This window comes from Bacillus australimaris (genome assembly GCF_001307105.1).
Lineage (GTDB): Bacteria > Bacillota > Bacilli > Bacillales > Bacillaceae > Bacillus > Bacillus australimaris.
Genome location: NZ_LGYN01000026.1, coordinates 12,365 through 26,747 on the forward strand (window position 1 = coordinate 12,365; position 14,383 = coordinate 26,747).

General features: G+C 39.8%; 18 protein-coding genes. 6 read left to right on the forward strand and 12 right to left on the reverse strand.

The window, feature by feature from the left end; all coding sequences use genetic code 11:
- Nucleotide 1: 1 nt before the first annotated feature.
- From nrdE to AKG37_RS11800, 7 genes are all read right to left on the reverse strand, one after another.
- Nucleotides 2–2,104, reverse strand: coding sequence for a class 1b ribonucleoside-diphosphate reductase subunit alpha (gene nrdE, locus AKG37_RS11770; RefSeq protein WP_060698999.1), 2,103 nt, complete (start codon nucleotides 2,102–2,104; stop codon nucleotides 2–4).
- On the reverse strand, nucleotides 2,064–2,456 hold the full coding sequence (nrdI, locus tag AKG37_RS11775) for a class Ib ribonucleoside-diphosphate reductase assembly flavoprotein NrdI (protein ID WP_060699372.1): 393 nt from the start codon (nucleotides 2,454–2,456) through the stop codon (nucleotides 2,064–2,066). The genes nrdE and nrdI overlap by 41 nt, the downstream gene beginning before the upstream one ends.
- A gap of 265 nt (nucleotides 2,457–2,721) precedes the next feature.
- Nucleotides 2,722–2,934 (reverse strand): hypothetical protein, encoded by a 213-nt coding sequence (locus tag AKG37_RS11780; protein WP_034281933.1) that lies wholly within the window; start codon nucleotides 2,932–2,934, stop codon nucleotides 2,722–2,724.
- Nucleotides 2,935–3,013: 79 nt separating this feature from the next.
- Entirely contained in the window at nucleotides 3,014–3,331 is a 318-nt protein-coding gene (locus tag AKG37_RS11785; protein WP_060699000.1) for a YmzC family protein, read from the reverse strand.
- A 161-nt stretch (nucleotides 3,332–3,492) separates the two neighbouring features.
- Nucleotides 3,493–3,714, reverse strand: coding sequence for an RNA chaperone Hfq (hfq, locus tag AKG37_RS11790; RefSeq protein ID WP_024424088.1), 222 nt, complete (start codon nucleotides 3,712–3,714; stop codon nucleotides 3,493–3,495).
- Nucleotides 3,715–3,739: 25 nt separating this feature from the next.
- Nucleotides 3,740–4,696, reverse strand: a complete 957-nt coding sequence (miaA, locus tag AKG37_RS11795; RefSeq protein ID WP_060699001.1) for a tRNA (adenosine(37)-N6)-dimethylallyltransferase MiaA — start codon at nucleotides 4,694–4,696, stop codon at nucleotides 3,740–3,742.
- 70 nt (nucleotides 4,697–4,766) lie between these two features.
- Nucleotides 4,767–5,168, reverse strand: a complete 402-nt coding sequence (locus tag AKG37_RS11800; protein ID WP_041084774.1) for a YmaF family protein — start codon at nucleotides 5,166–5,168, stop codon at nucleotides 4,767–4,769.
- 104 nt (nucleotides 5,169–5,272) lie between these two features.
- On the opposite strand from AKG37_RS11800, the gene AKG37_RS11805 reads away from it, so the two are divergent.
- The 3 genes from AKG37_RS11805 (at nucleotide 5,273) to erbB (ending at nucleotide 6,566) form a co-directional block, all read left to right on the forward strand.
- Nucleotides 5,273–5,560, forward strand: coding sequence for a hypothetical protein (locus AKG37_RS11805; RefSeq protein WP_060699002.1), 288 nt, complete (start codon nucleotides 5,273–5,275; stop codon nucleotides 5,558–5,560).
- A gap of 304 nt (nucleotides 5,561–5,864) precedes the next feature.
- Entirely contained in the window at nucleotides 5,865–6,182 is a 318-nt protein-coding gene (erbA, locus tag AKG37_RS11810) for an SMR family multidrug efflux transporter EbrA (protein WP_060699003.1), read from the forward strand.
- Nucleotides 6,183–6,197: 15 nt separating this feature from the next.
- Nucleotides 6,198–6,566, forward strand: a complete 369-nt coding sequence (gene erbB, locus AKG37_RS11815) for an SMR family multidrug efflux transporter EbrB (RefSeq protein ID WP_060699004.1) — start codon at nucleotides 6,198–6,200, stop codon at nucleotides 6,564–6,566.
- A 46-nt stretch (nucleotides 6,567–6,612) separates the two neighbouring features.
- Here the strand turns inward: erbB and AKG37_RS11820 are convergent, their stop codons facing one another.
- Nucleotides 6,613–7,062, reverse strand: coding sequence for an OsmC family protein (locus AKG37_RS11820; protein ID WP_060699005.1), 450 nt, complete (start codon nucleotides 7,060–7,062; stop codon nucleotides 6,613–6,615).
- A 77-nt stretch (nucleotides 7,063–7,139) separates the two neighbouring features.
- On the reverse strand, nucleotides 7,140–7,874 hold the full coding sequence (locus tag AKG37_RS11825) for a poly-gamma-glutamate hydrolase family protein (protein WP_060699006.1): 735 nt from the start codon (nucleotides 7,872–7,874) through the stop codon (nucleotides 7,140–7,142).
- A 585-nt stretch (nucleotides 7,875–8,459) separates the two neighbouring features.
- On the opposite strand from AKG37_RS11825, the gene AKG37_RS11835 reads away from it, so the two are divergent.
- Nucleotides 8,460–9,785, forward strand: a complete 1,326-nt coding sequence (locus tag AKG37_RS11835; RefSeq protein ID WP_060699008.1) for a S8 family peptidase — start codon at nucleotides 8,460–8,462, stop codon at nucleotides 9,783–9,785.
- A gap of 90 nt (nucleotides 9,786–9,875) precedes the next feature.
- On the opposite strand, the gene AKG37_RS11840 is transcribed toward AKG37_RS11835, so the two are convergent.
- From AKG37_RS11840 to AKG37_RS11850, 3 genes are all read right to left on the reverse strand, one after another.
- On the reverse strand, nucleotides 9,876–11,024 hold the full coding sequence (locus tag AKG37_RS11840; RefSeq protein WP_060699009.1) for a Rap family tetratricopeptide repeat protein: 1,149 nt from the start codon (nucleotides 11,022–11,024) through the stop codon (nucleotides 9,876–9,878).
- Nucleotides 11,025–11,188: 164 nt separating this feature from the next.
- Nucleotides 11,189–11,938, reverse strand: a complete 750-nt coding sequence (locus AKG37_RS11845) for a poly-gamma-glutamate hydrolase family protein (protein WP_060699010.1) — start codon at nucleotides 11,936–11,938, stop codon at nucleotides 11,189–11,191.
- Between the two features lie 312 nt (nucleotides 11,939–12,250).
- Nucleotides 12,251–12,724: a CarD family transcriptional regulator gene (locus AKG37_RS11850; RefSeq protein ID WP_060699011.1), complete on the reverse strand. Its 474-nt coding sequence runs from the start codon at nucleotides 12,722–12,724 to the stop codon at nucleotides 12,251–12,253.
- 572 nt (nucleotides 12,725–13,296) lie between these two features.
- On the opposite strand from AKG37_RS11850, the gene AKG37_RS11860 reads away from it, so the two are divergent.
- Both AKG37_RS11860 and bslA read left to right on the forward strand, forming a co-directional pair.
- On the forward strand, nucleotides 13,297–13,701 hold the full coding sequence (locus AKG37_RS11860; protein WP_060699013.1) for a hypothetical protein: 405 nt from the start codon (nucleotides 13,297–13,299) through the stop codon (nucleotides 13,699–13,701).
- A 122-nt stretch (nucleotides 13,702–13,823) separates the two neighbouring features.
- The gene (gene bslA, locus AKG37_RS11865; protein ID WP_060699014.1) at nucleotides 13,824–14,351 is read left to right on the forward strand and encodes a biofilm surface layer hydrophobin BslA; all 528 of its coding nucleotides are present in this window, start codon (nucleotides 13,824–13,826) and stop codon (nucleotides 14,349–14,351) included.
- Nucleotides 14,352–14,383 lie beyond the last annotated feature (32 nt).

Below are 14,383 nucleotides of genomic sequence, written 5' to 3' on the forward strand. Positions count from 1 at the left end.
ATCAAACAACACAAGAAAGACAGCCTTCCTGCCCTGTATCCTTCGTTCTTGCATAATAAAGTGTCTTAATGCCTTTATGGTGTGCATATAGATCGATGCGGTTTAAGTCTCGCGTTGTCATCGTATCTTTCAGGAATAGTGTAAAGCTGATTCCTTGATCGACGTGCTGCTGAATCGTTGCGATCATATCGACCACTTTAAACATGTCCATATCGTATGCTTCTTTATAGAAGAACCAGTTTTGCGCTGAAAGACCCGGCATTGGGTAATAGGTTTTGCTGTTGCCGTATGTTCTTTCTTCGATACGTTCCATAATTGGCATCACAGAGGCTGTTGCCGATTGAACATAAGAAATTGAACCTGTTGGCGCGATACATAAACGATAGCTATGGTACATGCCATTTTCCGCTACAAAATCTTTGAGTGCTGCCCAGTCTTCTTTTGTTGGAATGTGCATGCCTTCAAATAGTGCTGCTGCTTTTTCTGTTTTTGGTGTGAAATCATTCTCCACGTATTTATCGAAGTACTCACCCGTTGCATAGCCAGAGCCCTCATAACGATGGAATGTTTCTCCTTTTTCTTTTGCAATCTCACTTGAGCGTTTAATGGAATAATAGTTCACCATCATAAAGAACGTATTTGCGAAGTCTCTTGCTTCTTCACTTTCATAGGCAATTTGGTTTTGAGCTAAATACCCGTGAAGGTTCATCGCGCCAAGTCCAATTGACTTCATCGCCTTGTTTGCTTTTCGAACAGCTGGTGCATTGCGAATGTCTGTCGTTTCAGACACAAGCGTTAGTGAGTCTGTTGCAAGCTTGACCGTTTTTTCGATCGATTTGTTTTTCATGACATTCATGATATTTAATGAACCGAGGTTACAAGAAATATCAAGACCGATTTCATCTTCTTGATCATAGTCCGTGTAAGAAGAGACCTCTGAAGCCTGAAGCACTTCTGAGCAAAGGTTTGAGAATTTCACTCGTGAAATATGGTTCAATGCATGCTCTCTATTCACATTATCTTGGAACATGATATATGGATAGCCTGATTCTGAGCGTAGAACAGCCAATTTTTCAAGAAGCTTTCTCGGATTGACTTTTTCTTTTTTGACTTTCGGGTTTTCTACAAGCTTGTCATACATTTCTTCCATGTCCATCTCATCAAGATGCTGTCCATATTCTTTATAGACTGTGTGCGGATAGAAGGTGTAAGCTGTTTTATCTTCTCTAGCAAGCTCGATAAATTTATCCGGAATGACGACTCCGATGGATAGTGTTTTCACACGAACATCTTCATCAGCAGAGATTTTTTTCGTATCTAAGAAATCATTGATATCTCTGTGGAAAATATTCAGGTAGGCACTTCCTGATCCTTGTCTTTGTCCCATTTGATCTGCATATCTGAATGCATTATCAAGAAGCTTCATCACGCCGACAACACCTTTTGTCGCGTTTTCTACATCTTTGATTGCTTCGCCTTTTGCACGAAGTTTTGACAGATTCAAGCTGACACCGCCGCCTAGTTTTGAAAGCTGCATTGAAATATCAATCGCTCTTGAAATATCGTTTAGCGAGTCATTCACTTCAAGCAAGAAGCAGCTCACAAGCTCGCCGCGTCTTTTACGTCCAGCGTTTAAGAATGTTGGTGTACTTGGCTGGTATTCTTGATTGATCATCAGTTCTACAAACTCAAGTGCTTTTTCTTTATCTCCGCCCGCAAAGAAAAGCGCTACAACTGAAATGCGGTCTTCATAGCGTTCAAGGATTTTCTTTTTATCATTTGTTTTCAGTGCATAGTCATTGTAAAACTTAAACGCACTCATAAATGATGGGAATCTAAATTTTTTGGCATATGCAGCTTCAAAGACTTCTTTAATATCTGCCATGCTGTACTGTCTTAAAAATTCTTCCTCATAGTAGTCGTTTTCTATTAAGTAATCAATCTTCTCTTCTAAATTGTGGAAGAAGACTGTGTTTTGATTAATATAATCTACGAAATAACTATGTACAGCTTCTTTGTCCTTATCGAACTGAAACTTTCCTTCTTTTTGAATCATAATTTCGTTATTTAATTGTATCCACTTTGGAACCTGATTTTGTGACAATTCTTTCTACCTCCTGTGTAAACAATTCAACATCCCTTTTTGTTCCGCTTAGTTCAAAGGTGTGCAAAATAGGAACTTGATATTGTTTAGAAATCGTATCGGCGCTTTTTGCAAAATTATCTCCCCACACTTTGTTGCCACTCACCGCTACACCTAGTAAAAGGTGAGCATTTTTTTCTAAAAAGGACTGAGTGGTATTAGGGACTTGTCCAAATCCAGTCGTAAAGGTGACGAGAATAAACGGCGTATCCAAAAACTCTTCTCCAGTCAATTTTCGTTTGTCTGTAAAGGGGGTCTTGTCCAAAAAGCGTTGAACATTTCCTGTTTTTGAATCAAATACGATTTGAATCAATTCCATCACGACCTAGTTTTTAGTATTGTTGATTATTTCGCTATTCACTATATATAGTATACTATGTTTTTTCAAAACACAATATATAGATGTTCAAAACGAAAAAAATCAACCAACCCGGCCGAACGTTCATAGCCGAACTCGTACGTTCAAATAAATAGAGCAGAACAGGATCTAAAAATAGACTGCTCTACTCCGTATTCAACTGAAACCGAAATCTATCATAACACGAAAAAAAATCGCTTAGTAGACTAGACTTTTTGTTTTATTTTTTGTAGGCATCGCACTGTAAATCTTCTGACACTTCTGTAATTTCTACGTCAACACCTAATTCTTTTAGCACCGCTTCAAGCGCAGAGACGATTGAAGCTTCTCTCACTAATTCTTTCCCATTTACAGAAACGCTTGTTCCATATTCGAAACAGGAGTCGTCTTCACAAGTTTGTTCCCAATGATTAATTTTAATTTTGTGTGTCATGAACTCATCCTTTTCTGTCTAGATGTCTGATGCATGATTATAGTGTAGCGGCTTCACATTCATTTGTAAATTTACGTGCTTACTCTTCATCATCAAGGCCATCATCATATTCTTCGTCCCATTCATCTATGTACTTCTTTGTAACGAGAGTTAGCTCTCCTTCTTTTTCATCAAACCGGTATACATGTACTTCATCATCTTTCACAACAGCAAAGTGATTATTTTTTAGTTCTGCAGATGATGGTAAAATCCCCTCTGCATTTTCATGAGAATGATTGTTCCAGCTTTCTTGTCTCGATTCAATGTTTGAAATGGCACACGATCCAAACAAGACAACAATTCCAATTAAAAGGAGGATCACTCTAATCCTTCTTAATTCAAGCTCTGCATTTTCCATATAAATCTCCTCACCCTTCTAATATCCAATAAGGAATTATACGTAAAATGGACAGAAAAGTTTCATCGCATGCAAAATAGCCCCTCTGCACTGACAAAAAAACGTAGCGGGTTCCGGCCGGTTTATTCGCAGATGCATGGGGCTATTACATGCGGCATATCCTATTCTAATTCTAGATTTACATTCTTTTGAGGTGCAAATGTAGAAATGGCGTGTTTATAAATAAGCTGCTGCTTCCCTTCTGTTTCAAGCAGCACCGTGAAATTGTCAAATCCTTTCACTTGACCGCGAAGCTGAAAGCCATTCAGTAAGAATACTGTGACAAATGTATTGTCTTTGCGGATCTGATTCAAAAACTGCTCCTGAATATTAATCGGTTTCATGTTTCGTCCTCCTTGATTCTGATAACTACAGTTTCGCTTTAAGTCCAAGCTTTCCTGCTATATATGCGAAAATTTCCTCTTTTTTGTCTGAAAAGTGGCAAGGTGGTGTCATATCAAACCAAGTGACAGCCATTTTATTACGGAACCACGTGAACTGACGCTTCGCATATCTACGGGAATTTTGCTTTAGTTGCCGGATGGCTTCATCAAGTGAATAGCTGCCTTGAAAATAAGCATACAGCTCTTTATAACCAATCGCTTGAACAGACTGACAATCCTTCAAACCGGATTGATAAAGTGCTCTCACTTCTTCAATTAAGCCTTCATCTATCATCATATCAATTCTTTGATGAATGCGCTCGTACAAAAGCTCTCGATCCATTTTCAGCCCAATGAAGGCTGTGTCATAAAGAGGAACTTCTTGATGCCCATTTTGCATCTCCGACATTTTCTGACCTGTTGTGTGGATGACTTCCAGCGCCCGGATCACGCGGCGGACGTTATTCGGATGAATGGCGTTTGCAGTATCAGGGTCTGCTGCCTTTAGCTTTTCGTGCAGCTGAAGCGGGCCGTGCTGCTGTTCAAACCGGGCCATTTCTTCTCTAAAAGCAGGGTCACTTTTCTCGTCAGTAAATGTGTAATCATATAAAACGGATTGAATGTAAAGACCTGTTCCACCGACAATCATTGGCGTTTTTCCTCTAGAGGCAATCTCTTCAATTTTCGAACGGACCAGCTGCTGAAATTCAGCTGTGGAAAAAGATTCGTCTGGCTGTTTAATATCAATTAAATGGTGCGGGATGCCATTCATTTCTTCGGGGGTAATTTTAGCTGTTCCAATGTCCATACCTTTATAAATCTGCATAGAATCCCCACTGATAATTTCTCCATTAAATGCTTTGGCTAAATCAATGCTCAATTTTGTTTTGCCGACAGCCGTCGGCCCTACTAACACAATGACTGGTTGCTTCGCTTTATTCATAACATCACTCTCTTTTACAAAACTGCCTACAGTATAGCATAACTTCTCCTTCTCTCCTATATACTGCCCATCACCAGCCGAGTGGTTCATTTCCAACCACTTCATATGTTTTTCCTTTTAAACGGTGCTTATGTGTTGGCCGATTCTCATCTGGACTATAGACGACACCTCCATATGGGATAGGGACAGAATCGAGATAGGCAGAATAAGTGACTTCCTCAATCTCGTGATAATGCGTTCCGTCGACTCTCGGGATTGCAGGCCCTGTGATACCGTAGTACCTGTGGAAATGCCCTCTTTCAAAGGAGGTGATCCCTCGGTAAAAATGAGTATGCCGGTCGGTACTGCTTCCATTCACAGGCTGAGAAATACCTTCTATTAAATGATAATGCCCCTCTGTTACATCCGTACGTGCTTTATATGCATGTGCATGCGGCGGACACTTTGCCCAATCAGATGGATACAGGCCCATTTTTGACATTCCTCCTTACATTAGGCGTTCATCCAAACACTTGTAGGCTACTGGAATACACTGATGGCAGTTACAGTGATTTTATGAGAAAGGAGACTTTTTTTATGAATTATTTTGAAACACCTCCGTTTATTCAAGAAGACATGAGAAGACCTTTTGGATTTGGAAGACCTGGATTCGGCTTTGGACGCCCTGGGTTTGGATTTGGGGGACCTGGTTTTGGCTTTGGACGCCCTGGGTTTGGATTTGGAAGACCTGGATTCTTTGGTCCTCCATTTTTAGGTGGGTTTGCGGGAGGCCTGCTTGCCGGATCTCTGCTTGCGCCAGGATATGGCTATGGATACCCTTATCCGCCGCCATACCCGCCATATGGACCATACCCTTATTATTAAATATGACGTTTAAGTGAAAACATCGTTCATAAAATGAATCGATTGACACACTCTTTTTTCATGAGTTAACATTTACTTTACCGACTGTTCAGTAAAGTAGGTGTTTTTTTTATGCCTAAAACCACAAAAGAACCATTTTGATGCAGCTGTCCGCATGATATTAAAAGAAGGATCAAGCAGTTCACTCTTCAACAGGTTGCAAAGCATACTGGTTTTCAGAAATATTTCAGCTAGAGCGGCTGAACCAGGAGAAAAAAACCCTTTTACTTCATCGGATGTTACACCTATTAGAGGAGGGATGATGATGATCCTTGGATATCTTTTTTTGGCTGTTGCTATTTTTTCAGAAGCCATTGGCGCCGCGATGCTAAAACTATCAAATGGCTTTACGCGCTGGAAGCCCAGCGCAGTCGTTGTTGCTGGCTATACACTTGCTTTTTATATGCTGTCATTGACACTTAACATCATTCCACTTAGCATGTCTTACGCAACATGGTCTGGGGTTGGTACAGTCCTCACGGCTATTTTTGGCGTGCTCTTTTTCAAAGAAACCTTGAACGAGAGAGCAGTCATCGGAATGGCTATGCTTGTCTCAGGGGTCGTACTATTAAATATGTCATAAAGGACGTGGGAAATCATGAAAGGTATGCTCTATTTAACAGGAGCCATTTTAACGGAGGTTTTTGGCAGTACGATGCTGAAGCTTTCTCAAGGTTTTACGCAGCTGCTGCCGAGTATTGGGGTACTGATCGGATTTGGATGCGCCTTTACTTTCCTCAGCTTGGCACTTAAAACCATTGAGCTCTCGTCTGCCTATGCAACTTGGTCTGGCGTCGGAACAGCACTCACCGCTCTTGTTGGGCTTGTGCTGTTTAACGAAACGATCAGCACGAAGGGTTTTATCGGCCTTGCACTTGTCATATTCGGCGTGATTGTCTTAAATCAATCCAAGAAACAAAAGAATGAAAACAAAGAACAACTCGATCAGACCAAATGGACGTCATAAAAAAAGTCATTTTCTCCATATTTCAAGAGAAAATGACTTTTTTGTTTTAACAGCCGACTTGAATGGTTTCTTCTAATGAAATGGTTACATTGCCCTGAACAGCTCTTGAGATCATACATGAGCTTTCGGCTTTATGCGCAAGTTTACGGGCAAGCTCAATATCATGCTCAGAAGCAGACTCTTTGAGGATAATGACAGGCCGATGAATGATTTCCTTATAAGTAAACACACCATTTGTCACATCTACGACAGCTTCAGAGCTCATCGATAGATCCTCTTTCTCTAATTGACTCCGCTCCATCATGGCTGCAAGAGTAATGATATAACACGTAGCCGCCGCACCTAAGAGCATCTCATCTGGATTTGTTCCAATACCCGGTCCGTCCATTTCCTTTGGAATCGAGATTTCCGTTTTTAATTGTTCACATGCGATTGTACCAACATCGTTACGCAGACCAGGCCAGTTTGCCTGAAGATGAAAATGATGACGCGCCATATCTGTCTCTCCTTTTGTTATCACTGTTTACAGTGTAACAAGAATTCCCCCTGCTTGTCTTAACATGTGCACAATCCTTACGTATATTCTTCATCCAGCACTGTGCGAATGGCCCTGACATAACGATAGAACCTCTCGTTTTTTGTACTGGACCGCCTCTGATAGTCGAAACTGTCAAATAAAGCTTCACGCTGACTTCTGCTAATCTCAAGCTGCACACTTTGCCCTGTTTTAGTAAGATTATTAATATTATGATTGCTCGTTCCACTCAGGGTTTCGTGTCCGACAGCCAGTTCAGCAGAAAATCCATTCCGCTCTAATGAGTTCACAATTTTTTCTGCACGGTCGTAATCTGTTCCACCGACGAGAGTATGGTCAATCCCTTCCTCCCCTCTGTATCCATGTACCGCTAAAACGTACTCATGTGCTTTTGCCTGCGCAACACCAATTGGCTCGTCAAAGTTTGTACTTGTAATATGAAGTTCGAACGCATTTTCTCTTAAGCCTTCAAATAAATACGTAGAGAAATCGTTATCAAAAAAATGGACAATCTCACTTACGCCGCCTTCAATCCTCCCGCCATGGGGTGACATCACGAGAAGGCGGCTGCCAGGCACTGGGTTGGATGTAATGTGGTAGTTGTTTGCTGATTCGTTTTCTTCTAATTCTTTAAAATTACGATAAATATCATTTGAACCGCTTTCGTCTTCTCCACGTGATGACACTGGCTCATCATGTTCCTGTGCTTGCATGGTGTAATAAACGCCCCATCCGATCGCAAGCAGGAGAAGCAAAGCAAAAAACTTCTTCATTCCCGTTCTCCTTTAACAGATTTCTAAGCCGTTTCTATGATTTATATTGAATCATCATTTCTTATCATTTTTTCCACATTTTCTCTTCAAGTTTGATCATAACACTCTAGATCATGAGATTCCTCAAAAATAAGATAATTGCATTTATATACACAGAAACGCCTCTCCTCTTTGAATACAGAGTTAGAATAGTATGACAAACAAATGACGTTATGTTTAATATGACCTAGTCCTATCCAGTCTGTTTTCTTTAATTCGGCTTTTATTTGATGCGGATTTGATTTTTTCCATCTGTAACGCGTCACATTTATATGAGCATTGACCCTGTCTAAATCCCCCCTTTTTCTGCAAAATCCTTTGTTTCACTGGTTCTTTCAGAAGAACTCTCCCACCTATCATCGGCAGATTCTACATGATTTCCACCTTTTTCTATTATTTTACAAAATGTAAGCGCTTTTCTTTTTTGAAAGAAATGAGCAAGCCGCCAAAATGAAGAAAAGAAGGGACAAGAATCCGAACCAAGCAGTTTTCATTTTCATAACGTAAAAGTGTACGAGAATGGATAGCTAGAATGGAGGGCATCACATGTTCGGATTTTCGATGGTGCAAATGGTCAGAACACATGCTAGTAAACTAGATCAGCCTTTAAGAGAGACCGTTCTTCACCTTTATAAACCTTTTAAATGGACACCATGCTTTCTTCATCGCTTTTTCGAAGGCAGGTTAAAGAAGAAAAAGAAGCTTCGTGTGATCATTGAATTTAAGGAAGGTACAGCTGAAGCAGGGATCCAAAGCACAAAACAGCTCATGAAAAAAAGCAGAAAAACAAATATAAAACGGCATTTCTCTCATATCGATTGCTGCGCTGCTGATCTAACGCCTGCTGCTTTAGAGGAACTGTTAGCAAATGGTGAGCATATTCGTAAGATTTATTTAGACCGGAAAGTTCATGCACTGCTGGATGTGGCGACACAAGCAAGTCATGCTGAAGAAATCATCCGAAACGGAACAACATTAACCGGAGAAGGTATTACAGTGGCTGTCGTTGACACGGGAATTTATCCGCATGAAGATTTAGATGGAAGAATTCGCGATTTTGTGGATTTTGTCAAACAAAAAACGAAACCTTATGATGATAATGGCCACGGTACTCACTGCGCGGGAGATGTAGCGGGAGATGGAGCCGCCTCTGATGGCTTATATAAAGGGCCTGCCCCAAAAGCAAATCTGATAGGCGTGAAAGTGTTAAATAAACAAGGAGCTGGATCACTTTCTACTATTATAGAAGGTGTTGAATGGTGTATACAGTTCAACGAAGACCACCCCGATGATCCCATTCATATTATCAGTATGTCGCTAGGCGGAGATGCCCAGCGTTATGATGACGAACAAGACGATCCAATGGTACGCGCTGTCAATGCTGCATGGGATCAAGGCATTGTTGTATGCGTCGCTGCCGGAAACTCTGGTCCTAACAGCCAGACGATTGCAAGCCCTGCTGTCAGCCAAAAAGTCATTACAGTCGGCGCCTACGATGACCGGAATACACCAGAATCAGCTGACGATGTCGTCGCACCGTTTTCAAGTAGAGGGCCAACTGTTTATGGGGAAGCAAAGCCAGATATCCTCGCACCAGGCGTAAACATCGTTTCTCTCAGATCACCAAGATCCTTTCTGGATAAACTCGATAAATCAAGCAGAGTCGATGGTGATTATACAACGTTATCTGGCACATCTATGGCAACACCGATTTGTGCTGGCATTTGCGCTCTTTTATTGGAGCATTCACCAGATTTAACACCTGATGATGTCAAAACGCTGTTAAAAGAAAATACAAACAAATGGTCTGGGGATGACCCGATGATTTATGGAGCAGGTGCAATTGACGCAGAAAAAGCCATCAAAGAATAAAGAAAAAAGCCCTTTACGTTTATGCGTAAAGGGTGTTGTTTGTCTCGTTTTTATGTGTGAAGTCTTTCATCTACTTGAGCAGCTGACATGTTATGCTTCGTTCTCATACATCTCATCTCCTTTTTGAATGTGCGTACGCGCTTCGATCACAATCTCAAAAAAAGTGGAAGATTCCTTGTACATGTCGCGTTCCTTATAATAATTAGCCGCATCAAGTGCTAATTCCTCTAAATCAGCAAACATTTTTTTGTTTCTCAGACCAAAAAGTGCTGACCTCAATTGCTCACAGCCGTCTTTCTCTATATAGAGCGCCTGCAAAAATTGGAATTTCAACTGATAAATTTCATCTCCCAATACACAAGCCTCGTTTAATCCTTTAGATATAGTCTCGCCTGCCCGCTGGATATCTCCGAGTTTAAACCAAGTGAGTGCAAGTGAAAACAATGATTTAATCATCGTCGATGCTTGATCTTTCTGATAAAGTGAAATGGCTTGTTCGAAGAAGACAGTCGCTGTATGATACGTTCCCATACTATAATGACAGGTGCCTAAGTTATTAAGTGCCATCGCTTTAAAGTAAGATGTGCATTCTTTTTGTTCCATCGCTTCGCAGACCTTTAACGCTTTTTCTAAATAAGGAAGCGCCTTTTGATACTGACTTAAATCAATCCAATTACCTGCCATGACAAAATCACATTGAATGCTTCTTTTTCCATAAAGCTGATGTTTCTTATAGATGTCTCTCGCTTTTTTAGCATAATGCATAGAGAAATAGGTTTGTTTCATATGATAGTATACTTCAGCGATTTTATAGTAAAACTCTGCTTTTTCAATCTCATCTGTCACTAAGATCAGTTGATGTTCCGCATGCTTGTAATATGAAATGGCCTCGATATACCGGCGCTGGATAAATGCATACATTCCATGGAAAAAATGAAAATAATAGCCGAGTAAGCCCGTCATTTCATCTTCTGTATCTTCCATTTCTTTAGGAAAGGACACTGCTTGAAGCGTTTCACTCCCTGCATGAACTGGCGCTAAATGCTGAAGCATCATTTGATGGCGAAAATCCATTAGAGAATAATATAGAAGTAAATCTTGATCCTCTTCCATATCATGAATTTCTTCTTCCACAAGACGCTTCATGTCGTTTGCCTGTTCGACGTCAAATTTGCAAATATGCGTGTACCATTGATTGATCTTTACACCTACTTCGGAAGATGGTATTTTGTGTGCCATCCACTTCAGCCCCATTCTATCATATCAAACTGATAACTATTATTTTACATAATTTATGTTTTTAAGGCAAATTGTAAGTTATTACAAATTTTATGTTCAAATCGCATTTTTCTATCTTTTTTACCAAGTTCAAATTGTGTACTTTAACCCATCAAAACCTTTTTTTACGAAGACGGATCGAACTCTCTTAGTACTTTTTTTAAAGCACTGATATAACGTCTGAATGCTTTTTTCTTTCCATTTCTCGTATCAAAATTGTCAAAAAAGGACTCTCTCTGTGCCGTACTAATTTCTAGCTGAACACTTTCACCACTCGCATTTTGATTATTAATATTTTTAGGATCAGTTCCAGAAAGCCGCTCGCCTTCTTGTACCATTTCTGCAGAAAACCCTCGATCTTTTAGTTCTCGCACAACCGCTCTTTGCATTTTTTCATTTGTCCCGCCAACTAACGTGTGCCTTTTATGACTTTTATAGCCATGGATGGAAATCGAGAAAGGATACGTTTTAATCATTTGAACCAAAATGGGTTCATCAAATTTTGTACTCGTGATATGCAAGTCGCGATTATTGTCTTGCTTCGTCCCTTCAAACAAATACGTAGAGTATCTTTCTTGAAACGCTTCTACAATTTCACTAGTTCCTGGTTCAATTTCACCTCCGTGAGGCGAAAATACGAGTAAATCACTCCCACCTTTTTCGTGAAATTCTATTTCATAGCCATCTTTTTCATGTCGCAAGAGCTGTTTAAAGCTTTCATATTGATCACCTTTTTTTCGTTCTTTTTGATATTTTTCTACCTCTTCATGATGTTGCTTTTGCCCCTTTTTTTCTTGAGCAGAATGGCTGCATTTCACCATTAAAAGTGCGCATAGGATGAGAAAGATGAATCCACATATTAGTAGCCTTTTCATTTCACCGCTCCTTTTCATTCTCATAGGTGTCGTCTTATCGCATTATTTTACTATCAATGGCTTAGAAAATTCAAAGGTTGTCCGGCTCAATTGAATGAATCAGGAGAACTTACCTGTTTTTTAAAGTCTTCTAGGTATTTTAGAGGTCTTTACATTTTTTGTTGTGCACCTAAAAACTAAATCGTATGACCTTATTTCAATTTTAGTGAAAATCACCCACAAAAATGGAAAAATTACTCTTATTCAAAATAAAAAAAGCCGTAAACAAAAGGAGTGTCCCTTCTGTTTACAGCCAGTTTCTGTATATCATTATTACATTCTTAATTCATTTTCTAAAGCTGTTAGCACTTCATCCTGCGACAGTCCTTGTGCAAGTGAAATTTCACTCACTAACATGCCTCTTGCATCTTCAAGCATTTTCTTTTCACTTGAATTTAATGCTTTCTTCTGATTTCGTCTCATTAGATCTTTGACAACGTCTGCACCATCTTCGATCGCACCTGTTTTTAGCTTCTTCAGATTTTCATCATATCGTTGCTTCCAAGTAAGCGTGTCGTCGTTTGTTTCTTCTGCAAAATTGTTCATCACAACTTTCAGCGTTGCTTGATCTGCTACCGGACGTATACCTAGTTGAGTGATTCTGCCTTTTGGGATCATCATCTGCATATTCGGCATTTGAATCAGAAAATATTCCTGCGTCTTACCTAAAATCTCTTTTTCTTCCATTCCTTCAATCACACCGGCTCCATGCATAGGATAAACAATTTTATCACCTATTTGAAACAAATCCGCCACCTCCGAAAGTATTCACAATACCATTATAACACATTTCATCAGAGGATAAAAATTTATATTTTATCATGTTATTTTAGCACTAGTCAATTCTTTTTATTTGAGTTTTTTCAGAAAAAGCCTTTTTTTACAAAAGAAGTGCGAGTATCCAGTCCTCCACACTCTTTCTTACATATACTAGCATTGAGTCACATTTAGGAGGGATGACAATGTGCAAATGCAAGTGCAAACATTCCCACTCAAACTGCCATAAAAAGCATGACCATCATCACCATGAGGATCCATGTAAAGAAAAAAAGTTTTATCATAAAAAAGATGATTGGTTTGAGAGTGATTTTTGGGATACTTCCCGAAGCTACGATCCCTATTATTGTCCTAAAAGTGTCTGCAGCAGATGTAAAAAGCGTCGTAGAAGAAGACATAGCTTTTCATATTAAGGCTTGACGCTTTACCTGCTTTTCGTTTTCCCGGCTGAATAGCCGGTTTTTTTCTTTCATATGGATAGGCTCATGATACGAATCATACTCATAGGATATGGCAACCTGACATAAAGGATGAGATATCAAATGAACAATATGAATAGCCAAATGAATCATTATCACCAAGAAAATCCCTATCACACGTTTGAAAATGTGTATACAGCCAATCATGAGCATGTGGTCGCGCCAAACATGCATGATCATATGAATATGCCAAACCATTACCATAGTGGCAAAAAAGATGTGTATCATGCGCACCACCCGCATCATCATTCAGCCTATTCAACGTTTCCAAATCAACATGATTTCTTTCCACAGTATGTTCCAATGAAGGATCACCATCATCATGACCACTATGGTGGATACGGGATGATGCCATACCATTCGTACGGCTATCAAGATATGCATATGATGATGCAGCCAAATCAGCAAATGGCTGGCCATTTTCACGGAATGAATCAACCAAATGCGCTTTTCCCCCGCTATTACTAAAGAATGACAAAATAAGGGTATAATATACCATTTAATACCATGTAGGAATATGGTAACATCATAGGTAAATAATGGATGTAATCATCTATTATTTACCTATAATCAACAAGGGGGAAAAAGAAATGAAAAAAACATGGACGATTCTTATGATGGGGATGCTCACATTGGTCATGGCGCTGTCAGTACCACTTGCTGCATCTGCTGAAGGAGCCGAAAGCAAAGCATCAACCAATGTAAAGCCAGCTGCTCTTTACGCTAAAATTACAGGAGCTAGTAAGCAGGAATGGTCTTATTCTGACATTGAGCTGACGTACAGCCCAAATTCAGTTCTAAGTCTTGGTGCAGTTGAGTTCACACTGCCAAAGGGTTTCCAAGCAACAACAAAAGACATCTTGAACGGTAAAGCATTAAAAGACAGCTACATTTTGAACAACGGACAAACCGTTCGTATTCCGCTTAGATTGGATTTACTTGGAATTTCCCAATATACATTAAAGCTTTCTCATAAAGTACTTCCTGCTGCAGGTACATATACGTTCCGCGCAGAAAATCGAGCAATCAGCATTGGTTCCAAATTTTATGCAGAAGATACGATTGATATTAATACACGACCAGTTGTGGTCACACCGCCAGATCCTTGCGGATGCTAAATAAAAAAGCGCTCTAATAAGAGCGCTTTTTT

What these genes read in the sequence shown, in the direction of transcription:
- erbB (WP_060699004.1), top strand. Translation starts at nt 6,198, where the DNA reads ATGAAAGGTATGCTCTATTTAACAGGAGCCATTTTAACGGAGGTTTTT.
- bslA (WP_060699014.1), top strand. Translation starts at nt 13,824, where the DNA reads ATGAAAAAAACATGGACGATTCTTATGATGGGGATGCTCACATTGGTC.
- AKG37_RS11840 (WP_060699009.1), bottom strand. Translation starts at nt 11,024, where the DNA reads ATGGCACACAAAATACCATCTTCCGAAGTAGGTGTAAAGATCAATCAA.
- miaA (WP_060699001.1), bottom strand. Translation starts at nt 4,696, where the DNA reads ATGAATAAAGCGAAGCAACCAGTCATTGTGTTAGTAGGGCCGACGGCT.
- AKG37_RS11860 (WP_060699013.1), top strand. Translation starts at nt 13,297, where the DNA reads ATGAACAATATGAATAGCCAAATGAATCATTATCACCAAGAAAATCCC.
- AKG37_RS11785 (WP_060699000.1), bottom strand. Translation starts at nt 3,331, where the DNA reads ATGGAAAATGCAGAGCTTGAATTAAGAAGGATTAGAGTGATCCTCCTT.
- AKG37_RS11835 (WP_060699008.1), top strand. Translation starts at nt 8,460, where the DNA reads ATGTTCGGATTTTCGATGGTGCAAATGGTCAGAACACATGCTAGTAAA.
- AKG37_RS11805 (WP_060699002.1), top strand. Translation starts at nt 5,273, where the DNA reads ATGAATTATTTTGAAACACCTCCGTTTATTCAAGAAGACATGAGAAGA.
- AKG37_RS11845 (WP_060699010.1), bottom strand. Translation starts at nt 11,938, where the DNA reads ATGAAAAGGCTACTAATATGTGGATTCATCTTTCTCATCCTATGCGCA.
- AKG37_RS11800 (WP_041084774.1), bottom strand. Translation starts at nt 5,168, where the DNA reads ATGGGCCTGTATCCATCTGATTGGGCAAAGTGTCCGCCGCATGCACAT.
- erbA (WP_060699003.1), top strand. Translation starts at nt 5,865, where the DNA reads ATGATCCTTGGATATCTTTTTTTGGCTGTTGCTATTTTTTCAGAAGCC.
- AKG37_RS11825 (WP_060699006.1), bottom strand. Translation starts at nt 7,874, where the DNA reads ATGAAGAAGTTTTTTGCTTTGCTTCTCCTGCTTGCGATCGGATGGGGC.
- hfq (WP_024424088.1), bottom strand. Translation starts at nt 3,714, where the DNA reads ATGAAACCGATTAATATTCAGGAGCAGTTTTTGAATCAGATCCGCAAA.
- AKG37_RS11820 (WP_060699005.1), bottom strand. Translation starts at nt 7,062, where the DNA reads ATGGCGCGTCATCATTTTCATCTTCAGGCAAACTGGCCTGGTCTGCGT.
- AKG37_RS11780 (WP_034281933.1), bottom strand. Translation starts at nt 2,934, where the DNA reads ATGACACACAAAATTAAAATTAATCATTGGGAACAAACTTGTGAAGAC.